Here is a 20,072-nt window from a genome sequence, read left to right on the forward strand (position 1 = left end):
CGACGAGGACTGTCATGCGCTACCCCATCATTTTCGATACCGACCCAGGAGTCGACGATGCCCAGGCCATCGCCATCGCGATGGCTCACCCTGACATCGAACTTCTGGGACTTACTACCACCTTTGGTAATGTCGATGTCGCGACGGCGACACACAATGCGCTGCTGCTCTGTGAACTGGCTGGACAGAACATTCCCGTCGCACGTGGCGCTGCTGTGCCGCTGGTCAAAAAGAAACACCCTGCCCCAGCCCATATCCATGGCACCAATGGATTGGGGAATATTGCCCTGCCTGACGTTCGCGGCGACGCAATGCCTCAGAGTGCCGCCCAATTCATTGTCGATACAGTCAATGCTCGGCCTGGTGCCGTCACGCTGGTTGCTGTTGGCCCGTTGGGCAACCTTGCGGCTGCACTGCAACTCGATCCGGAAATCATCAGTAAGGTCAAGCAAGTCGTCATCATGGGGGGATCGATCAAGGAGGGCGGTAATGTGACACCAGTCGCTGAAGCCAATATCTTCAATGACCCCCATGCCGCGGCGCACGCCCTGACGGCTGGGTGGCCACTGACCATGGTCGGTCTGGATGCGACTCATCGCTGTACCCTGAAACCGCACGACATGGAAGCCATCGCTACCGGCCAAGGGCGGCTCGGCGCGGTTCTCGCCGACAGTTATGCGTTCTATCGCGCCTTTTACCAACAGACGATGGGGTTCGATGGATGCTGCCCGCACGATAGTTGTGCGTTAGCCTGGCTGCTATGCTCGGAACTGTTCACCACGGCGCGGGGCCATCTCACCGTAGTTACCGAAGGAGATGCCGAAGGACAGACGATCTTCGCGCCTGAAGCTCGCCCCTTCATCGATACACGCTGGACTCGCACTCCTTCCGTCGATGTCTGTCTTGACGCCGATGGCCCGGCGATAGTCGACTGGATCGTTTCGACCTTACATTGATCCAATCATGGCGGCTCCCCCCACGTATATTTCAATGACCAGGAAAATCGCACTGGCTATAGGGTCAGAAAGGCATCGCGGTCTCGCCACTCGACACCTTCCACCTCCACATGAGTGACGTGGGCATCCGGTGGCCCTTGCCACAGCCACTGACTCACGGTATTGACCGCCTCACCGTCACCGCATAACAGGACTTCCACGCGCCCGTCGGGCAAGTTTCTAGCGTAGCCGGTGACGCCTGCCTGCAAGGCACGTTCTTGCGTCGCACGGCGAAACCAGACGCCCTGCACCTTGCCGGTCACTAGTGCCTTGACGCAACATTTGCTCATTTCGGGCCTCCTCGTCTGCATGGTTCGCCGGCACGGTTTCCACGTTATCGTGTCGAATGCCGTCTGTATAACCTCATGAATATATTGTCCTCAATGGCGACGTATCATCAATCGGATAGCAACTCTCGCTTGACCAGAACGGCAGAATTGCGCGGCACAATAGGCCTGCCTCGTGCCAACAAATGGCATTTGGTAAACGCAGCGCCGAATAGCAGAATCAGGGACGAGTAGTAGACCCACAGCAGAATCAGCACGACAGAGCCCGCTGCCCCGTACGTCGAAGCCGTTGCGGTGTAAGCCAGATAGGCGGCTATGGCATAGCGACCCAAAGCGAACAGCACTGCCGTCACGATGGCCCCGACGAGGACATCTCGCCACCGTAGCAAGACATCGGGCAGTACCTTGAAGATCGTGGCAAACAGGGCGGCGATCATGGCCAACGACACCAGGAATTCTGCACTACCGGCCATTATCCCGACGACAGGCAGAATGTCTTCGGTATGGCTCAGTACCGCCCTTAGCATGACGCCAAATATCAGGGAAACGAGCAGAATGAAACCGATAGCCAGGACTACCATCATCGATAACACGCGATTCTTCAGAAAAATCAGAATGCTGTTACCCGACGGTTTGGCTGTGACTCCCCATAACGTATTGAGGGAAAATTGCATTTGCGCGAAGACAGTCGTGGCACCAGCGAACAGGGCACCGAAGCCAAGCAGCGAAGGCCACCAGCCCGCTTCCTGAATACGCGACTGCGAGACGGCCCGCTCGACGGCAAGTGCAGCATCGTTGCCAACCGCACCTTGCAGTTGAGAATAGATTTCACCACGTGCGGCATCTTCGCCCAGCACCAGTCCAATCACCATGACGGCGATGATCACTGTGGGTGCCAGGGAAAACAGCGTATAGAACGCCAAGGAGCCGGCATAGCTGAACGCATTGCTGTCCAGCCAAAGCCTTAACGCATCGTGGACGATACGCCACCAATAGATGACGGTGTCTCTAATCACGACTCATTCCCTCCCTGGATGCAACAGTCTGCCCAGCATACGTCAGATAGTTGGTATCAGTCGTCAACGCAGGAGTGTCCTTAGTGCATTGCAGCGACGTCATCGTGGACCGATAATGGCCGGATATTGCACTTCCAATCGGGAGCTACATGGTGCCATCTTCCATGGACGACAACGATAGCCAGGATTTTGACTGCCTGGTTTTCATCGGACGCTTTCAACCCGTGCACCTTGGGCACCTGGCAGTCATTCACGACGCTCTGAAACGTGCCCATCAGGTCATCGTGTTGGTTGGCTCGGCCTGGCAGGCTCGATCGTTGCGCAACCCATGGCGTTTCGCCGAACGCCAGGACATGATTCGTGGCTGCTTTGACGATGAAGATAATGAACGCCTCGAAATCGAACCCTTGCTTGATGCACTCTACAACGATGATGTCTGGGTACGCGATGTGCAGCGCAAGGTTCGTGACATAGCGTCCCCCATAAACGGCCGCCTTCCCCGCATTGGCCTGATTGGCGCTAGTCGCGGTCAATCCAGTTATTACCTGACGCTCTTCCCGCAATGGGAATCGGTCAGCGTGCCCCTGGTCGACGGAATCTCCGCAACCAGTATTCGTGAACGACTGTTCCGCTCCACGTCATCGGCGGATGACTATTTATCGACCGGTGCAGCGCATGATCTGCCGCCAAGCGTACATCAAGGTTTGCTCTCATTCATCTGTACCGATGACTACCAGAATCTACGAGAAGAACAGGCACTGCTGGACCAGTATCGACAGGCATGGTCGCAGGCCCCCTACCCCCCGATTTTCGTTACAGTGAATGCTGTCGTCGTTCAATCCGGCCATGTCTTGCTGGTCAAGCGCACGGCGGCACCTGGCAAGGGGTTGCTCGCCCTGCCCGGCGGCTTTATCAATCCCCATGAACGCTTGCTGGACGCTTGTTTGCGGGAACTGCGCGAACGACTCCGGCTCAAGGTCCCGGAGCCCGTTCTCAAAGGGTCGTTGCAAGGACAACGCCTGTTCGATGAGCCTCACCGCAGTTGGCGCGGCCGTACACTGGCGGAAGCCTTCTATTTTGCACTAAGGCCGGAACAACAGCTTCCCCGCCTCAAGCCTGTCAAGGGTGGCGATCATGCGCGCTGGGTTGCGCTGGCCGACCTCGAACCTGAAAGTCTATTCGAAGACCATTTCTTCATCATTCAGAACTTCCTGGGCTTGCCAGCGGATTTCAGTGGTATGTAGCACTCCTCACTCGCAGTGACCCGGTCGTTCCCGCCGAGGGAGCTCACGCATTGTCATTGCACGATTGTGTGACTCTCTCCGAGCGCTGGCCTCTCACGCTTGCAGGAAATCTCGTGGCAGCTTCATCATTTGTCGCCAGAGTTTTTCCACCCCTGGTTTATGCACCAACGAACAACGGTATAACCGGATTTCAAGCGGAACATCCCAATGGCTGTCACCAGCCCTGACCAGCCGCCCCGTGGCAAGTTCGTCTCGAATGCAGAAATCGGGGATCCAAGCCATCCCCGCTCCTTGCAGCATCATGCTTTTCAGACCTTCCGCCATGGCTGTCTCGTAGACAGTGCGTAATTTCAGGCGCAAAGGGTCGTTCTTCAACATCATCCGCACACTACGCCCCAGAAAAGCGCCTTGGGTATAGGCGAGAAACGGGATAGGGGGTTCACTGTCCAGCGGAAAGCGCGGTTCCCCTCGGTCGTCGGGCAAGCATACCGGCAGCATCTTGACCTGGCCGATGGAAAATGATGGGAACACCTCGGCATCGAGTTGCATCGTGGCATAAGGGTCATAGTAACCCAGCATCAAATCACAATTGCCCTCACGCAGGACATGGATCGCATCTCCTACATTCATCGCAACCAGACGGGTAGGCAGCTCACCGACGCCTTGCTGGAGACGCGAGATCCACTGAGGATAAAAGGCCAGGGCCAGTGAATGTGCCGCCACGATGTCCAGAGCCTCATTATCCATCGAAACGCCCCGCAAGTGGCCCAGGCATTCTCCCAACTGCTCGACCAGGTTACGCGCCGTCACCAGGAATAATTGCCCTTCAGGCGTCAGGCCGACGGGTGTCGTCGACCGATCGACCAACGTCACGCCCACAGCTTGTTCCAACGACCGGATACGACGACTGAAAGCAGGTTGTGTGACGTGGCGCTGGCGAGCCGATGCAGAGAAGCTGCGCGTATTCGCCAATGCGACAAAATCTTCCAGCCACTTGGTTTCGAGATTCACCGTCTCTCCCAATCGAAGATCATTAGAATGCCGGCAGTCTACTCAAGCGACCTAGCCGACTCCAATACCAATGTCGTGTTTTGACAAATTGATAGGCACATTCGTGAGATGCATGCGCCAGCGAGGCATCATTGAATGGGGGCCATCAGATAGGTGGCTCGGGACAAGATCTTACGCCACACAGGACGCTGTCGAAGTTCCTCGAGTAACACCTCGCGGCAATTGGCGAAATCGTTTTCCAACATCGTTTCCACGTCGCTGACGAACGTCGGATCGGCAATATAGGCGGTGATTTCGAAATTCAACCGGAACGAGCGATTGTCCAGATTCACCGTGCCGACCGTAGCACCGACATTGTCAATCAACATGACCTTCTGATGCAGGAATCCCGGCTGGTAACGATAGATCTTGACGCCTGCCATCACCATGTCCGGCAAGAAGGCGAACGCCGATAGGAACACCAGCAAATGGTCGGGACGTTCCGGCATCATGATACGCACATCGACACCACGCATCGCCGCGAGGCGCAAGGCATCCTGTACGCCCTGATCCGGGACGAAATACGGGCTCGTGACCCAGAATCGTTCCTTGGCGCCATGTATGGCCTGCTGAACCATCAGACTGGCGGTTTCTTGTTGATCGGCAGGACCCGATGGAATGATCAGGACATCCTGACATTCATCACAGGTAATGCGGGGTTGCCAATCGAGGCCCAGCACCTCCCCCGTCGCCCAATGCCAATCTTCCCAGAACGCTTCTTGTAACCCCAGGACGCTCGGCCCCATGAGTTTCAAGTGGGTGTCCCGCCAGCCACCATGACGACTGTCATGCCCCAGGTATTCATCCCCGACATTGAAGCCGCCAAGCCAACCCGCATATCCATCCACGACCACGATTTTTCGGTGGTTACGAAAATTGAGCTGAAAGCGGTGGCGAAATCCCCTTGATGAGTGGAAGGCGCTGACAATCACGCCGGAGTTGCTGAGATCCTGCAGGTAGCCTTCATTGAGCGCTCGACTACCAATTTCGTCATAAAGGAAGTAGACCCTGACCCCGCGCATGGCCGCCTCTTCAAGATGACTTTTGAGGCGTTGGCCCAACCCATCATGCCGCACGATGAAGAACTGAATGAGTATATACTCCTCGGCAGCATCGATGCCGGCGAAAATACTATCGAATGTCGCTTTACCGTCAGCCAGCAGTTCTACCCGATTCCCCGTGGTCAAAGGCATCTGCGCCAAACGTTCGAGTGCCCTCAGCTCATTGGGATGGTCATGGCTCAAATACGGGGCGACATTGGGTCGATGGTGGGCAAGTACACGGCGCAGTACCGTATCCCGCTCGCCCCGCGCCGACACATACCCATAAAAGCGAGGTCGACCGAATATCCAATAGGCAGGTAGAGCCACATAGGGAAAGGTAACCAGCGAGATAATCCAGGCGATTGCGCCTTGAGACGTTCGACTGGACATCAAGGCCATGATTGATGACAGTGCGCCCAGCAAATGCACCAGGAACAGCACCACCCCTACCAGCCAAGTCGTCATCGCCTCTCCCTGTCAGCCAATGTCCGCCCCTCTATTATATGATTCTGTCCATGACGCGGCGTGATCACACACGTTCAGCGATGATCTCTTTCCACTTGGCCGGCCCAGTCTGGTGCACGGACTCACCTAGACTATCGACGGCGACAGTCACTGGCATGTCTTCGACTTCGAACTCGTAAATGGCTTCCATTCCCAGGTCTTCGAACCCAACGACGCGAGACTTCTTGATGGCCTGAGCGACCAGGTAAGCGGCCCCGCCGACCGCCATCAGATAGACGGCACGGTTGTCGCGTATCGCCTCAATCGCTGCCGTACCACGCTCCGCTTTACCTACCATCCCGAGCAAACCGGTCTGTTCAAGCATCGTACGGGTGAATTTGTCCATTCGCGTGGCGGTCGTCGGGCCGGCGGGTCCCACGACTTCATCCCCGACGGGATCGACAGGGCCCACGTAGTAGATGAAACGTCCTTGCATGTCGACGGGCAAGGTCTCTCCCCTGGAGAGCATATCGATCATGCGTTTGTGAGCAGCATCGCGCCCCGTCAGCAGCTTGCCATTCAATAGCAGAGTATCGCCGGGTTGCCATTGCTTGACCTCTGCGGGCGTCACCGTATCAAGATTGACACGTTTGACGTTGTCTCCGATCTCCCGAGTAATGTCCGGCCAGTCTTCCAACCTGGGAACGGGGAGAATAGCAGGACCACTGCCATCCAGGCCAAAATGCACATGCCGGGTCGCAGCACAGTTGGGTATGATGGCTACCGGCTTGTTGGCAGCATGCGTCGGATAATCCTTGACCTTGATATCGAGCACCGTCGTCAAGCCCCCCAAGCCCTGAGCGCCGACCCCGCTCTTGTTGACCTTGTCGTAAAGCTCGATCCGCAACTCCTCGGCGCGCGTCTCTGCACCACGCGACTGCAGTTCCTGGATATCGATGGGATCGAGCAGCGACTCCTTGGCCAGTTCCATTGCTTTCTCTGCAGTCCCTCCAATACCAATACCCAGCATACCGGGAGGACACCATCCCGCCCCCATCTTGGGTAGTTGCTCGAGCACCCAATCGGCCACGCTATCCGACGGATTCAGCATGGCAAATTTTGCTTTAGCCTCACTACCTCCGCCTTTCGCCGCAACGTGAATATCCACGGTATTGCCGGGAACCAACTTGTGATGAATCACTGCCGGTGTATTGTCACGTGTGTTCTGGCGTTTCCCATCGGGATCGGCCAACACTGAGGCACGCAGGATGTTATCCGGCAATTGGTAGGCACGACGTACGCCCTCGTTGATCATGTCATCAAGACTCATGTCAGTATCCCATTGAACGTTCATACCGACATGAACAAACACGGTAACGATGCCCGTGTCCTGACAAATGGGCCTGTGACCGGTCGCACACATCCGTGAATTGATCAGTATCTGAGCGATGGCATCCTTGGCGGCAGGATTTTCTTCCTGCTGATGAGCTGCCTCCATGGCGTCTATGAAATCTTTGGGGTGGTAGTACGAAATATATTGGAGGGCATCGGCCACGCTCTGAATAAGATCGTCCTGACGAATCACGGTCATGCGGAAGGCTCTCCTCGGTTATGATGCCCCGGCCGTTGTCATGTCAGGTGGCTTGGTCGGGGAATTGCCTGTTTGCGGTCGCGGGATTGTATCGCAGATTGCTCGAATTCGGCAGAAGCGCTTGGTTTGGAGATGGTTCTAGTAACTAAAAGATAACGGTATAAATAATAAGCTTCTGCTTACAACCGATGGAAACACTACTTCAAATCAATCAGCCTTGCCTTGAACGTTTGTACTCGATCCCTCAGCCTCGCGGCTTCTTCGAACTCTAGATTCTGAGCGGCTTCGTGCATGTCATCTTCGATCCTGCCGATTTCACGCGTGAGCTCTTCAACGGATAGCCCCTTGATTTCGGCGATGTCATACCTCTCCTGCCCTTCCGCGACTTTTCGCTCACTCCGTTGACGACCGCCTTTCTTGCCGGGGGTTTGCGCCCCTTCCATGATATCTGCCACCGATTTCGTCACCGTCATCGGCGTTATGTCGTGCTCTTCATTGAAGGTGATCTGCTTGGCTCGACGCCGTTCCGTCTCGTCAATGGCCCGTCGCATCGAATCCGTGACATGGTCACCATAGAGGATGGCTGTGCCATGAGCATTGCGCGCCGCTCGACCGATCGTCTGAATCAACGATCGCTCGGCACGCAAGAAACCCTCCTTGTCGGCATCGAGAATCGCCACCAGCGACACTTCAGGGATATCGAGCCCTTCACGTAGCAGGTTGATACCGACCAGGACATCGAACTTGCCCAACCGCAAGTCACGGATGATCTCGACTCGCTCGACCGTATCGATATCGGAATGCAGATACCTGACCCGCACATCATGCTCATCGAGGTATTCGGTCAAATCTTCCGCCATGCGCTTGGTCAAGGTCGTGACCAGGACCCGTTCCTCAACCGCCGTCCGTCGTTTAATTTCCGAGAGCAGGTCATCCACTTGCGTCGATGCGGGCCGGACGTCGATCTCGGGATCCACCAGCCCCGTCGGACGCACGACCTGCTCCACGACCCTGCCGGCATGCTTCTCCTCATAGGGACCAGGGGTCGCGGAGACAAAAATCGTCTGCGGGCAGATCGACTCCCATTCCTCGAATGTCATGGGCCGGTTATCCAGTGCCGAGGGTAAGCGAAAACCGTATTCCACCAACGTTTCCTTACGCGACCGGTCACCTTTGTACATGCCCCCTACCTGCGGCACGCTGACATGCGATTCGTCGATGAACAGCATTGCATCCGGCGGCAGATAGTCGAAGAAGGTGGGGGGTGGCTCGCCCGGTGCGCGCCCGGACAGGTAGCGTGAATAGTTTTCGATCCCGTTGCAGTAGCCGAGCTCGAACATCATCTCGATATCGTAAAGCGTCCGCTGTTCCAGTCGTTGTGCTTCCACCAGCTTGTCATGCTTGCGCAGCCACTCCAGACGTTCGGCCAACTCCGTCTTGATGTTCTCTGCCGCTTCAAGAATGGTTTCGCGAGGTGTCACATAGTGCGTCTTGGGGTAAATGGTCATGCGCGGCACCTTGCCGCGAACTTCACCGGTCAATGGATCGAAAAGACTGATGGCATCGATTTCATCATCGAACAACTCGACGCGAACCGCTTCATCTTCGGCATCGGCAGGAAAGATATCGATCACGTCTCCACGCACACGATACGTACCGCGCCGAAAATCCATGTCATTGCGCGTATATTGGAGCTCCGCCAACCGGCGCAGTAAACGGCGTTGATCGATCAGTTCACCTCGATTGACGTGCAGCCGCATCTTCAGATATTGATCGGGATCCCCCAGTCCGTAGATCGCCGACACCGAGACGACGATCAGTGCATCGCGGCGCTCGAGCAATGCCTTGGTTGCCGAGAGTCGCATCTGCTCGATATGTTCGTTGACCGAGGCATCCTTCTCGATAAACGTATCCGATGAAGGCACATACGCTTCAGGCTGGTAGTAATCGTAATAGGAGACGAAATACTCGACGGCGTTGTCCGGAAAGAACGCTTTGAACTCACCATAGAGTTGGGCAGCCAGGGTCTTATTCGGGGCCATGACAATGGTAGGGCGCTGCAGACGCTCAACGACATTGGCCATGGTGAATGTCTTTCCGGAGCCTGTCACACCCAGCAACGTTTGGTGAGCCAGCCCTGCTTCAAGACCTTCCACAAGCCCTTGAATCGCGCTCGGCTGATCACCTGCAGGCTGGAACTGGGAGGCGATACGAAAGGATTTACTCATGTCGATTCCAGCTCGCTTTGAACGATGGATTGCACTTCAATATGATAGATAACGGTATAAGTGATCAGATTCCATTCGCCTCATCCATCCACGTCGTGACCTCTACGGTGGAGTCAGTCATCAGTCGATGGATCGGACACCGGTCCGACAGCTCTGCCAAACGGGCTAGCTGCTCCGGATCGTCGATGCCTTCGAAACGCAACGTCACACTCAGACGATAGAGTCCCTCGCGCTCCTTGCTTTCGTCACGCTCGACAACGGCCGTGACCCCGGTCAACGGCCACCCCTTACGACGAGCATACATTTGTGCCGTGATAGCCTTGCATGCTCCTAGTGACAGGTCGAAGTAATCGTGGGGATCCGGGGCGCTCTCCTCTCCCCCGACCCAACGTGGTGCATCAACGAAAAGATCGTCGAACCCGTCGAGCTGGACTCGTTGCCGATAGCGCCCATCCTGCTGACTGACCACGGTAATCGTCATCGTTGACTCACCCTTATGCCAAGCGTCTCCAATACCTCCAACAAGGTCCTGTATGCAGCATTCCCCTCGACATCCGCACCGTAGCAACCGACTTCCACGCTTTCGACACCATCAACCATCATTAATGCCGTCGTGATGCGATTGACCTCTTCAGCACTATCGACATTCTCGAACGTGAACGAATAATGCGCCATGCAACGACTTCCTCGATCGTCAGAGTATGGAATCGCTAGAGTCTAGCATGCACTGCCGGGTTGAATCGTGTCCGTTCGCCCCCACAAACAAGGAAAGCACCATCGGCGACGGTCATACCGTCATAGACCTAGGGAGCGCAAAGCATGACCGATTGGACCCACCGTCTGGGAGCGACACGTGTCGATGACAGCACAGTGACATTCGACACCCCCTCTCCCGCACGCCAGGCACTCGATACAACGACTGTAAGTCCGTTGGTTCACTTGGGTATCCTTGAAGTCACTGGAGCCGATGCCGAACGCTTTCTCCAGGGGCAGGCAAGTGCTCAACTGGAACTCGTACATGACGGTTTTGCGCCGCTTGCCTGTTTCTGCACGCCCAAAGGGCGTTTACTGGCCAATGCGCAACTGATGCGCATCGACGACGATCGATTCTGGTTGTTACTCGATGACAGCCTTGTGCAACCGTTGAAGCAGCACCTGGACAAGTTCGCCGTCTTCTATAAGGTCGAGATGATCCATCGTGACGATATCGCCATGCTTGGCCTCATCGGTCACGATGCTCCCGCGCTCCTCGAAGCCAAGCTCGACATGGCCCCCCCCGCTCTATGGCACGGTAGCGTCAATGGCGATATGCGAGCTCTGCGTCATCCTGGTCCCAGACCACGCCTGTTAATTTGCCTTCCGCTAGCCATGACGGAACGCCTCTGGTCGGATCTGGCATTGCAATCCACGCCGGTGGGTAACGACGTCTGGCGGTTGCATGACATACAAGCCGGGCTAGGCTGGCTGAGCCGTTCGCAACAGGACACCTATCTTCCTCAGATGCTCAATTGGGAAGCGCTGGGCGGCATCAGCTTCAAGAAAGGTTGTTACACGGGACAGGAAGTCGTGGCACGTGCGCATTTTCGCGGGCAAGTCAAGAAACGACTGGTGCGCGCCCAACTCGATGGAGGCGCCTTACCCGCCAAGGGCACGGCAGTCGAAGACGGTAATGGCAAATCGCATGGCGAGGTCTTCGCGGCAGAACTCGACGCCTATGGGCAAGCGGAAATCCTGGCAGTAATGACGACTCGTGACATCGATGGCCCGCTAACGGTGGATGGCCAACGTTTCAAGACGCTCAAACTGCCTTATGCCATCGAACGCCTGGACCCGGAATCCATGCCCACGACTCATTGAATGGAGCGTGCTACGCATGATCGCTAATGCCGAATAACCGGCGAGCGTTCGTCGTGCTGCAAGCCGCCACGGTAGCGGCCGATTCTTGGCGAAGTTCGGCTACCGTGTCGCGCACGCGGCTCACGTTTGCCGGCTCATTGCGTTGTCCCTGATTTCCCGATAAGGGCATGTCAGGGCTATCCGTTTCCAGAACGAAGCCCGACGCCGGCAACGATGACACGGCACGCCTGAGCCGTTGCGCCCGTTCATACGTGACGGCGCCCCCCAATCCTACGACGAATCCAAGATCCAGGAAGCGTAACGCCTGTTCCGGACTTCCCGAGAAGGCATGAATGAGGCCGCCGTCAGGCAGACTGAGTTGCTTCAGTCGTTTGGCCACCCGATCGTTCGCGTGTACACAATGAATCACGACCGGTAACCGGCGTGCCTTGGCGATGCGCAATTGCGCATCGAACAAAAGCCACTGCGACTCCTGTTCGCCATTGCCCCGTCCGTCGATGCCACATTCACCGATGGCGACGACATCGGAGACGGCGTTCAACTCAGTCTCCAGTGCTGCGATATCATTCTCGCCATGCACCTGCATAAAGCAGGGATGCAGCCCCAGGCAAACACTCACATCAGCGCGCTGACCGAGCGACAATACATCCGGCCACCTCGCCCGCGTCGTTCCCGGCACGACGAAATGGCTGACACCGGCCGCCTTGGCTCGTGCCAGCACCGACTCTCGATCAGTATCGAATGCGGGGAAATCCAAGTGACAATGCGCGTCAATCAACATGAAACCACCGTAAGCCCGAGCCCCCAAGCTTCAACGACGTAAGGCCTGAGGGCGCACAGCTCATAGCGGTGTTCAATGCTCTCTCGTCGCAGCAAAACGGACATCCGGCCAACGCTCCTGAGTCATCTGCAAATTGACCCGCGTCGGGGCGATATAGGTCAGATAATCGCCGCCATCGTAGGCCAGGTTAGCGCTGGCCTTGCGTTTGAAGTCTTCGAGCATCTTGGGGTCATCGCAATAAATCCAACGTGCCGTATGTACATTGACCGCTTCATAGATGCAATCCACCTTGTACTCTTCCTTGAGACGGTGAGCCACGACGTCAAACTGTAGCGCTCCCACGGCCCCCAGGATCAGATCATTGTTGTCCAGCGGCATGAAAACCTGTGTGGCCCCCTCTTCCGAAAGCTGTTTCAAGCCTTTGTGCAAGGCTTTCATCTTCATCGGATCCTTGAGACGCACACGCTTGAAGAGCTCGGGAGCGAAATGCGGAATGCCCGTGAAACGCATGTCCTTGCCCACCGTGAACGAATCACCGATCTGGATCGTCCCGTGGTTATGCAGACCGATGATATCCCCCGACCAGGCCTCCTCGACCTGCTCGCGATCGGAGGCCATGAACGTTAGTGCATCGGCTATCTTGATATCCTTGCCTTGTCGAACATGACGCATCTTCATGTTCTTCTGGTATCTGCCGGAGCAGACGCGCAGGAACGCAATGCGGTCGCGATGGTTCGGATCCATGTTCGCTTGTATCTTGAACACGAATCCCGAAAAGGCGTCATCGTCCGGTGCGACGACCCCTTTGTCGGTTTCACGTGGCTGTGGGGCCGGCGCATATTCCACGAAACCATCCAACATTTCCCGTACGCCGAAATTCCCCAAGGCCGTACCGAAATACACCGGCGTCAACTCTCCACGGCGGTACTTCTCGAGGTCGAATTCATGCGAGGCACCACGGACCAGCTCGACTTCCATGCGTAGCTCCTCGGCCTGTGCCTCTCCCAGCAACTCATCCACTTCCGGGTTGTCCAGCCCTTCAATACGGCGATCTTCAGGAATACGGTTGCCCTGGCCCTGCGTATAGAGGTGGATGACATCGTTATAGAGATGGTAGACACCCTTGAAATGCTTGCCCATACCAACGGGCCAGGTCATGGGCGCGCACTGAATGTTCAGAACCGTCTCGATTTCATCCATGACTTCGACCGGATCACGGGTATCCCGATCCATCTTATTGATGAACGTCAGGATCGGCGTCGTACGCAATCGGCAGACGTCCATCAGTTTGATGGTGCGTTCTTCGACCCCTTTCGCGGCATCGATCACCATCAACGCCGAGTCGACAGCGGTCAGCGTACGGTAGGTGTCCTCGGAAAAGTCGGCGTGTCCAGGCGTATCGAGAAGGTTAACGATGCGGCCGTGATACGGGAACTGCATCACTGAGGTCGTAACCGAGATACCGCGCTCCTGCTCCATTTTCATCCAGTCGGACGTGGCATAGCGATCATCGCGCTTGCTTTTGACCGACCCGGCCAACTGGATCGCGTTACCGAACAACAGCATCTTCTCGGTAATGGTCGTCTTGCCCGCATCGGGATGCGAGATGATGGCGAAAGTTCTTCTAAGCCCGACTTCACGGGCTAACGGCGTCTCTGACATTGAGTGTGTTTCGCGAACGTTGTGTCATCACGGCGCAACCGGGGTATCCTTGTGCGCGCGATGCAATGAATGGGAAAGCCAAGATTTTACGGAGTCATGGCCGTTACGTGTAGCCCTATCCGCCAGAAACTCGCCTGGCCAAGCAAGGAGACGACATGCATCCTGCCCTGCCACCGCCGCTGTCGACCCCGAATCGCAACCTGGTACGGCTCACCATTGTGCGGGGTATCACCTGGACCGGATACCTGGCAGCCATCATTTTCGGCATCGAAGTGCTCGGCTTTCAGTTACGCGTTCTCCCTGTCATCAGCGTGATCATTGCCATGGGACTGGTCAACGTCGTTACCTGGTGGCGACTGGGCCGACCACGTGCCGTCACCGATACGGAATATCTACTGCACTTGCTCATCGACCTGACGGGGCTGACCCTGCTCTTCTACTATACGGGTGGCTCGACCAATCCCTTCATCACCTACTACCTGGTTCCGATCACGATCGCCGCCGCCACCCTGCCCTGGCGCTATGCCTGGATCATCGCCTCGGTCGCATTGGCGGGTTACACCTTTCTGATGCTGTTTTACGAGCCGGTCCCGCAACTCAGTCATGGTATCGTCGGCCCCGGTATCAACCTGCATGTCCTGGGAATGTGGCTAAACTTCGGCCTTTCGGCAGGACTGGTCACCTTTTTCATCTACAAGATGGCCCACGCCCTGAGACGTCGCGACCAAACCTTGTCACGTACTCGAGAAGCCTCCTTGCGTAACGAACAGGTGCTGGCCGTGGCCACCCAGGCAGCGGGCACCGCTCACGAACTCGGCACCCCTCTCTCGACAATGGCTGTCCTGCTCAAGGAGATGAAACAGGACGCCAAGGATGATCGAACACTGGAAGCCGATATCGACCTGCTACGTGAGCAGGTCGATACCTGTAAATCCCGCTTGCAAACGCTGGTCGACAACGCAGATCGGCGCCGGCTGTCGGAACCCGAAATAACGCCGGCCCAGCAATGGCTGCACAATGTGATTCAACGATGGTTGGTGCTACGTCCCGATGTCAGCCACCGACTCGAGGTCACCGATAAGCGTGGCCAGCCACAGTTGGCTGTCGATGCCACTCTCGAACAAGCGCTCATGAACCTGCTCAACAATGCCGCCGATGCCAATCCCGACCACATTGTCATCAACCTTGACTGGAATATCGACGAAATCGTCATCGACATCCGCGACCACGGTCCCGGAGTGGCCATGTCGATCGCCGACCAACTGGGCGAAACCTTTGTCTCGACAAAGTCCAAGGGCATGGGAATCGGCCTGTTTCTGACCCATGCGACCATCAATCGCTTTGGTGGTGGCGTCAGCCTGTATAATCACCAGGAAGGCGGCACCTTGACCGAGGTCAAACTACCTCGAGCGGATACCGGCGCTACCTGAACTGCAAGCAAGAGGCAACGATGCAACAAAGTTCCCAACGACTACTGATCGTCGACGACGACGAGATGTTCTGTCATGTCATGCAACGCGCCATGAGCAGGCGTGGTTTCGATGTCGCCATCGCCCATGATGCGGATGAAGCCTTGCGACTCGCTCAGGAGTCGCAGCCGGCAGTCGCCACGCTGGATCTCAAACTGGAAGACACATCGGGGTTGAAATTACTTCCCGAACTGCTGGATGTCGTTCCCCATTGCCGTATCGTCGTACTGACCGGCTATTCCAGTATTGCCACGGCCGTGGAAGCCATCAAACTCGGTGCCGTCAACTACCTATGCAAACCGGCCGATGCCGACGACATCCTGTCAGCTCTCGACAAGCAAGATGGCAACCCGGACACGGAACTGGCGGACAATCCCCCCTCAGTCAATCGCGTCACCTGGGAGCATATTCAAAAGGTTCTACAGGAACACGACGGCAATATCTCAGCCACCGCTCGCGCCCTCGGGATGCACCGTCGTACCTTGCAACGCAAACTGCAGAAGCGACCGGTGCGGCGTTAGCTTAGGGCTTGCGAAAAAGCACTGCTGCGCGCGACTCGTCGCTCTCGACCCGAGCGCGCGGTGCGTCGTACTCGGCAGCATTCACCATTACTGCGCTGTCCATCCCAAATCGATGTTCCAACTCGCGCCAGTGACAGCGCCAGCCGCATCCGAGATCAAGTAAGCAACCAGCGAGGCGACTTCCGAAGGATCGATCAACCGTTTGATGGCGGCATTCCTGAGCATGATCTGTTCGATGACCGCCTGCTCATCCATGCCGTGCAGCCGCGCCTGGTCGGCGATCTGATTGTCGACCAACGGTGTTTTCACATAAGCCGGACAGATAGCATTGGCGGTAATGCCCTGGGATCCCCCTTCGAGTGCGGCAGTCTTGGTCAAGCCGATCATGCCGTGCTTGGCGCTGACATAGGCGGCCTTGCCGGGCGACGCGACCTGCGCATGCACCGAAGCGATATTGACGATACGCCCCCAGCCACCACCGCGCATATGAGGCCAGGCTTCCTGAGACAGCAGAAAGGGAGCCGTCAACATCAGGTCAATGATCCTGCGCCATTTGTCTTCAGGAAAGGTCTCGATACTATCGACATGCTGGATCCCTGCATTGTTGATCAGGATATCCAGACGTCCGAAGCGCTTGACCGCTTCGGCTACCGCATCACGGCACACCTGTGCGTCGGTCAGATCTCCTTGAAAGAAAACGGCACCGGCCCGATCCGCGACTGGCTTGCCTTCCGGGTCGAAGTCCACAGCCAGCACTTGGTGACCAAGTTGACATAACTGCTCGACGACGGCTTCACCGATGCCACTGGACGTGCCGGTTACCAGGGCGACCCGGGGTGTCGGATTCGCGTTCATGATGGACTCCTGAAGGCTGGGATACGGAGATCACTGCATTGTCATCGAGTGTCCAGCATAGCACGACACTAGCTGTCCGCTGCGAGGCCAGGAGTCATGACACGATCCAAGAGATATTGCGCCAGTCGGCTGGCTTCCTCAACGCTGTCGATATCCTGCACATCTTCGAGCAACGAGCAGCGCCACAACCAGCGGCCGCTCTCGAGACATTCCGCGACAAAGGGATAGTCGCCGTCCGGCAAGGAGACCCAGCGCTTGTCACCGTTCTCCGGCGGACACAGGCCAACTGTCACAGGGACTAGAGCGAGGGATAACGACAACGGTGTGATCAAAGCCCCGCACAGTTCATCTTCCCATGGTTGAAAACAGAGCAGATCGACGGACAGCGCCGGATTTCGCCGGGCACCATGGGTCAATTCGTCCCGATATCGCCTGTGGTAGAGCCGCGCCAGTTCACGCAGCTCGTCATAGTGTTCGACACTCAGTGCCTGCATTGCTCGATGCCCAACAGTGGAATTGCCAACGTCTGCCAGCGATGACGATAAGGCAAGAAAGCACGGAACGCCATTGACCCGAACCATCACCGGGCATGAACTGTTAGACTGGCAAGGCAACGACAACCGCCGCCTGCCAGGAGAGTGCATGCGACTCACCGAACGTCTCGACATTACTACCGCCATCGCGAAACGTGCCGGCGAGCAGATCCGCGAGGCTCGCCATCGCCAGGATTTCGACCAACATTACAAGAAAGGTAGTGAACTGGTCACCAATGTGGATATTGCAGTCGATACCGCCATCGGCGAAGCACTACAAAGCCGCTTTCCGGAAGAACGCCGTTTGACCGAGGAACTGTCGCCGGATCAGCAGATTCTCGAACGCCTTGAATCACTATGGGTCATCGATCCCATCGATGGGACTGTCAATTTTGCCCACGGACTGGCTCATGTCGCGGTGTCCATTGCCTGGAACAACGCTGGGCGCACCGAACTGGGCGTCGTTCACGCTCCTTTCCTAGGCGAAACCTTTACCGCAATCCGAGGCCAAGGTGCGTATCTCAACGGTACGAGGATCCGTGTCAGCCGTACCGACAGCCTGGCACGCGGCCTGGTGGCCACCGGTTTTCCTTACCGCCGAGACAGTCGAACCCCGCTGATGCGACGTCTTGCTGCCGTCCTGGCCAATTGTCAGGATATCCGGCGCAACGGCTCCGCCGCGCTGGACCTGTGCGATGTCGCTTGCGGCCGGCTCGATGCCTATTATGAAAGCGTCAAACCCTGGGATTTCGCCGCAGGCCTTCTCATTGCGCGTGAAGCGGGGGCACGCACCGGGCATCTCTATCCTTGTCCGGCAGGCGTGCCACACGACCTGTATGGTGAAAACATCGTCACCAGCACTCCCGATCTTTACGGTAGCCTGACCGACTTGTTGCAACGGGCCGATGCCGATAAAGTACCCAACGATTGAGAGCGTCATGGCATGCACGCTCCCATAGCCGCCTCCAATAGCCAAAGTAGTCAGAGACTATTGGCCTGGGGTATTCGACTAAGGAACAATACACAGCAGTTTATTGGCTTATTCCATTCTCATCGCATGCGTCATTGCAAGGAGAGACAGATGTTTGTCGTCATCTTCGGCCGTCCCGGTTGCCCGTTCTGCGTTCGCGCCAAGGAACTCGCCGATCAATTGAGTGATGCCGGCGCCATCGGCGGTTTCCGCTACGTGGATATCCATGAAGAGGGCATCACCAAGGCCGACATGGAGAAGACCATTGGCGAACCCGTGGAAACCGTGCCTCAGATTTTCGTCGATCAGACCCATATCGGCGGCTTCACCGAATTCGACCAGTATGTCAAAGACAACGCATTGCTGCCTGAAACGTCCGCGCAGTAACCGTCCCGTCATCCCTGCGTCTGTCGTCCGGGTCGCTCCAAGGAGCGGCCTTTTCGTATGGCCTGACCTCCATCAATAGGTTGCGGGACTGTCCGTGCAACCCCCTCGCGTTTCCTCTACATTGAAGATCCAGCCCCCTCTTCAACCAAAGGAATCGCTTGTCCATGCGTGCACCGCCGCCTCAAGCACCATTACCATCTGCATCCTCACACCATCACGATATCGGCGAGTGCCACCGTCAGTTGATCGAATCGACACGCGAGTTCACAGCGATTCGCACAGCCGTCGTACATCCGTGTAGCGCGTCGTCGTTAGGCGGCGCTCTAGCCTCCTGGAAGGAAGGCTTGATCGACCCTGTCCTGGTCGGGCCACGGCGCCGTATCGAGGCGGTAGCCGCAGAACTCATGGAATCACTCGACGGCGCAGAACTCATCGATACCCCCCACAGTCATGCCAGTGCCGAACGAGCGGTTACGCTCGCTGCCGATGGCTGCGTGGATGCGCTGATGAAAGGTTCACTGCACACGGATGAGTTGATGGGCGCCGCACTCACACGAGATGCCGGGCTGCGCACCGAGCGGCAGATGAGTCATGTTTATGCGCTGGACGTACCCAGTTACCCCATTCCCTTGCTGATAACCGACGCGGCTCTCCATATCGCCCCCGATCTAATAGCCAAGCGGGACATCGTGCAGAATGCCATAGAGCTCGCTCACGCACTGGACATCGAACGACCTCGCGTCGCTATCTTGTCCGCGGTGGAAACCGTCAAGGCCGACATCCCATCGACCCTGGATGCCGCGGCGTTGTGCAAGATGAGTCAAAGAGGCCAAATTACGGGCGGTACCCTCGATGGCCCGCTGGCCATAGACAATGCCGTTTCCCACGAGGCGGCTCGCCAGAAGGGAATCGTATCCGAGGTGGCCGGTCAAGCCGATATCCTGGTCGCTCCCGACCTGGAAGCTGCCAACATGATCGCCAAGTTACTGATTCACCTGGCCGGTGCACAAGCCGCTGGTATCGTCATTGGCGCCCGTGTTCCCATCATGTTAACCAGCCGTGCCGACGACATTGCCGCTCGTCTGGCATCGGCAGCCATCGCGTTGCGGCTCGTACATCACCGACCTGACTACCTTTGA

20 protein-coding genes are annotated in these 20,072 nt (G+C 56.8%); 8 read left to right on the forward strand and 12 right to left on the reverse strand.

What is annotated here, in order from left to right; all coding sequences use genetic code 11:
• Positions 1 to 14: 14 nt before the first annotated feature.
• Positions 15 to 956 carry a nucleoside hydrolase gene (locus FVV99_RS10505; protein WP_148254027.1) on the forward strand — a complete coding sequence of 314 codons (942 nt, stop codon included), beginning with the start codon at positions 15 to 17 and terminating at the stop codon, positions 954 to 956.
• A gap of 56 nt (positions 957 to 1,012) precedes the next feature.
• Here FVV99_RS10505 and FVV99_RS10510 read toward each other — a convergent pair whose 3' ends face one another.
• A complete protein-coding gene (locus tag FVV99_RS10510) occupies positions 1,013 to 1,285 on the reverse strand; it encodes an acylphosphatase (protein ID WP_148254028.1) in 273 nt (90 codons plus the stop codon).
• A gap of 107 nt (positions 1,286 to 1,392) precedes the next feature.
• Positions 1,393 to 2,298, reverse strand: a complete 906-nt coding sequence (locus tag FVV99_RS10515; RefSeq protein WP_148254029.1) for a YihY/virulence factor BrkB family protein — start codon at positions 2,296 to 2,298, stop codon at positions 1,393 to 1,395.
• A gap of 164 nt (positions 2,299 to 2,462) precedes the next feature.
• Between FVV99_RS10515 and FVV99_RS10520 the strand changes: the two genes are divergently transcribed.
• On the forward strand, positions 2,463 to 3,542 hold the full coding sequence (locus tag FVV99_RS10520) for a bifunctional nicotinamide-nucleotide adenylyltransferase/Nudix hydroxylase (RefSeq protein ID WP_236645371.1): 1,080 nt from the start codon (positions 2,463 to 2,465) through the stop codon (positions 3,540 to 3,542).
• Between the two features lie 93 nt (positions 3,543 to 3,635).
• Here FVV99_RS10520 and FVV99_RS10525 read toward each other — a convergent pair whose 3' ends face one another.
• The 6 genes from FVV99_RS10525 to FVV99_RS10550 all read right to left on the reverse strand — a co-directional run bounded on the left by FVV99_RS10525 (position 3,636) and on the right by FVV99_RS10550 (position 10,573).
• On the reverse strand, positions 3,636 to 4,553 hold the full coding sequence (locus FVV99_RS10525; protein ID WP_148254031.1) for a LysR substrate-binding domain-containing protein: 918 nt from the start codon (positions 4,551 to 4,553) through the stop codon (positions 3,636 to 3,638).
• Between the two features lie 128 nt (positions 4,554 to 4,681).
• Positions 4,682 to 6,100, reverse strand: coding sequence for a cardiolipin synthase (gene cls, locus FVV99_RS10530; protein WP_148254032.1), 1,419 nt, complete (start codon positions 6,098 to 6,100; stop codon positions 4,682 to 4,684).
• Between the two features lie 64 nt (positions 6,101 to 6,164).
• Entirely contained in the window at positions 6,165 to 7,670 is a 1,506-nt protein-coding gene (locus FVV99_RS10535) for a fumarate hydratase (protein ID WP_148254033.1), read from the reverse strand.
• Positions 7,671 to 7,867: 197 nt separating this feature from the next.
• On the reverse strand, positions 7,868 to 9,898 hold the full coding sequence (gene uvrB / locus FVV99_RS10540) for an excinuclease ABC subunit UvrB (RefSeq protein WP_148254034.1): 2,031 nt from the start codon (positions 9,896 to 9,898) through the stop codon (positions 7,868 to 7,870).
• A gap of 64 nt (positions 9,899 to 9,962) precedes the next feature.
• Positions 9,963 to 10,379, reverse strand: coding sequence for an OsmC family protein (locus FVV99_RS10545; RefSeq protein ID WP_148254035.1), 417 nt, complete (start codon positions 10,377 to 10,379; stop codon positions 9,963 to 9,965).
• Complete coding sequence (locus FVV99_RS10550; RefSeq protein WP_148254036.1) at positions 10,376 to 10,573, reverse strand: hypothetical protein; 198 nt, start codon at positions 10,571 to 10,573, stop codon at positions 10,376 to 10,378. Before FVV99_RS10550 ends, FVV99_RS10545 begins: the two co-directional genes overlap by 4 nt.
• Positions 10,574 to 10,717: 144 nt before the next feature.
• Between FVV99_RS10550 and ygfZ the strand changes: the two genes are divergently transcribed.
• Positions 10,718 to 11,755, forward strand: a complete 1,038-nt coding sequence (gene ygfZ, locus FVV99_RS10555) for a CAF17-like 4Fe-4S cluster assembly/insertion protein YgfZ (RefSeq protein ID WP_148254037.1) — start codon at positions 10,718 to 10,720, stop codon at positions 11,753 to 11,755.
• 10 nt (positions 11,756 to 11,765) lie between these two features.
• Here ygfZ and FVV99_RS10560 read toward each other — a convergent pair whose 3' ends face one another.
• Together FVV99_RS10560 and FVV99_RS10565 are read right to left on the reverse strand one after the other, a co-directional pair.
• Positions 11,766 to 12,536 (reverse strand): TatD family hydrolase, encoded by a 771-nt coding sequence (locus FVV99_RS10560; protein ID WP_148254038.1) that lies wholly within the window; start codon positions 12,534 to 12,536, stop codon positions 11,766 to 11,768.
• A 72-nt stretch (positions 12,537 to 12,608) separates the two neighbouring features.
• The gene (locus FVV99_RS10565; protein ID WP_148254039.1) at positions 12,609 to 14,198 is read right to left on the reverse strand and encodes a peptide chain release factor 3; all 1,590 of its coding nucleotides are present in this window, start codon (positions 14,196 to 14,198) and stop codon (positions 12,609 to 12,611) included.
• 155 nt (positions 14,199 to 14,353) lie between these two features.
• On the opposite strand from FVV99_RS10565, the gene FVV99_RS10570 reads away from it, so the two are divergent.
• Together FVV99_RS10570 and FVV99_RS10575 are read left to right on the forward strand one after the other, a co-directional pair.
• Complete coding sequence (locus FVV99_RS10570) at positions 14,354 to 15,628, forward strand: ATP-binding protein (RefSeq protein WP_148254040.1); 1,275 nt, start codon at positions 14,354 to 14,356, stop codon at positions 15,626 to 15,628.
• 20 nt (positions 15,629 to 15,648) lie between these two features.
• Positions 15,649 to 16,188 (forward strand): response regulator transcription factor, encoded by a 540-nt coding sequence (locus FVV99_RS10575; protein ID WP_148254041.1) that lies wholly within the window; start codon positions 15,649 to 15,651, stop codon positions 16,186 to 16,188.
• A gap of 87 nt (positions 16,189 to 16,275) precedes the next feature.
• On the opposite strand, the gene FVV99_RS10580 is transcribed toward FVV99_RS10575, so the two are convergent.
• Together FVV99_RS10580 and hybE are read right to left on the reverse strand one after the other, a co-directional pair.
• Entirely contained in the window at positions 16,276 to 17,043 is a 768-nt protein-coding gene (locus FVV99_RS10580) for a 3-hydroxybutyrate dehydrogenase (protein WP_148254042.1), read from the reverse strand.
• A 68-nt stretch (positions 17,044 to 17,111) separates the two neighbouring features.
• Positions 17,112 to 17,537 carry a [NiFe]-hydrogenase assembly chaperone HybE gene (gene hybE, locus FVV99_RS10585; protein ID WP_161598987.1) on the reverse strand — a complete coding sequence of 142 codons (426 nt, stop codon included), beginning with the start codon at positions 17,535 to 17,537 and terminating at the stop codon, positions 17,112 to 17,114.
• A gap of 148 nt (positions 17,538 to 17,685) precedes the next feature.
• On the opposite strand from hybE, the gene FVV99_RS10590 reads away from it, so the two are divergent.
• The 3 genes from FVV99_RS10590 to FVV99_RS10600 all read left to right on the forward strand — a co-directional run bounded on the left by FVV99_RS10590 (position 17,686) and on the right by FVV99_RS10600 (position 20,072).
• Positions 17,686 to 18,507, forward strand: a complete 822-nt coding sequence (locus FVV99_RS10590; protein WP_148254044.1) for an inositol monophosphatase family protein — start codon at positions 17,686 to 17,688, stop codon at positions 18,505 to 18,507.
• Between the two features lie 150 nt (positions 18,508 to 18,657).
• A complete protein-coding gene (locus tag FVV99_RS10595; RefSeq protein WP_148254045.1) occupies positions 18,658 to 18,933 on the forward strand; it encodes a GrxA family glutaredoxin in 276 nt (91 codons plus the stop codon).
• Positions 18,934 to 19,097: 164 nt separating this feature from the next.
• Positions 19,098 to 20,072 (forward strand): bifunctional enoyl-CoA hydratase/phosphate acetyltransferase, encoded by a 975-nt coding sequence (locus FVV99_RS10600; RefSeq protein ID WP_148254046.1) that lies wholly within the window; start codon positions 19,098 to 19,100, stop codon positions 20,070 to 20,072.

The sequence above is a fragment of the Aidingimonas lacisalsi genome (assembly GCF_008079445.1).
GTDB lineage: Bacteria > Pseudomonadota > Gammaproteobacteria > Pseudomonadales > Halomonadaceae > Aidingimonas > Aidingimonas lacisalsi.

Bases quoted from the DNA above. Each gene is read 5' to 3' on its own strand.
- FVV99_RS10505 (WP_148254027.1), top strand. From the start codon at position 15: ATGCGCTACCCCATCATTTTCGATACCGACCCAGGAGTCGACGATGCC.
- FVV99_RS10510 (WP_148254028.1), bottom strand. From the start codon at position 1,285: ATGAGCAAATGTTGCGTCAAGGCACTAGTGACCGGCAAGGTGCAGGGC.
- FVV99_RS10520 (WP_236645371.1), top strand. From the start codon at position 2,463: ATGGACGACAACGATAGCCAGGATTTTGACTGCCTGGTTTTCATCGGA.
- cls (WP_148254032.1), bottom strand. From the start codon at position 6,100: ATGACGACTTGGCTGGTAGGGGTGGTGCTGTTCCTGGTGCATTTGCTG.
- FVV99_RS10535 (WP_148254033.1), bottom strand. From the start codon at position 7,670: ATGACCGTGATTCGTCAGGACGATCTTATTCAGAGCGTGGCCGATGCC.
- uvrB (WP_148254034.1), bottom strand. From the start codon at position 9,898: ATGAGTAAATCCTTTCGTATCGCCTCCCAGTTCCAGCCTGCAGGTGAT.
- FVV99_RS10545 (WP_148254035.1), bottom strand. From the start codon at position 10,379: ATGACGATTACCGTGGTCAGTCAGCAGGATGGGCGCTATCGGCAACGA.
- FVV99_RS10550 (WP_148254036.1), bottom strand. From the start codon at position 10,573: ATGGCGCATTATTCGTTCACGTTCGAGAATGTCGATAGTGCTGAAGAG.
- ygfZ (WP_148254037.1), top strand. From the start codon at position 10,718: ATGACCGATTGGACCCACCGTCTGGGAGCGACACGTGTCGATGACAGC.
- FVV99_RS10560 (WP_148254038.1), bottom strand. From the start codon at position 12,536: ATGTTGATTGACGCGCATTGTCACTTGGATTTCCCCGCATTCGATACT.
- FVV99_RS10565 (WP_148254039.1), bottom strand. From the start codon at position 14,198: ATGTCAGAGACGCCGTTAGCCCGTGAAGTCGGGCTTAGAAGAACTTTC.
- FVV99_RS10570 (WP_148254040.1), top strand. From the start codon at position 14,354: ATGCATCCTGCCCTGCCACCGCCGCTGTCGACCCCGAATCGCAACCTG.
- FVV99_RS10575 (WP_148254041.1), top strand. From the start codon at position 15,649: ATGCAACAAAGTTCCCAACGACTACTGATCGTCGACGACGACGAGATG.
- FVV99_RS10580 (WP_148254042.1), bottom strand. From the start codon at position 17,043: ATGAACGCGAATCCGACACCCCGGGTCGCCCTGGTAACCGGCACGTCC.
- hybE (WP_161598987.1), bottom strand. From the start codon at position 17,537: ATGCAGGCACTGAGTGTCGAACACTATGACGAGCTGCGTGAACTGGCG.
- FVV99_RS10590 (WP_148254044.1), top strand. From the start codon at position 17,686: ATGCGACTCACCGAACGTCTCGACATTACTACCGCCATCGCGAAACGT.
- FVV99_RS10595 (WP_148254045.1), top strand. From the start codon at position 18,658: ATGTTTGTCGTCATCTTCGGCCGTCCCGGTTGCCCGTTCTGCGTTCGC.
- FVV99_RS10600 (WP_148254046.1), top strand. From the start codon at position 19,098: ATGCGTGCACCGCCGCCTCAAGCACCATTACCATCTGCATCCTCACAC.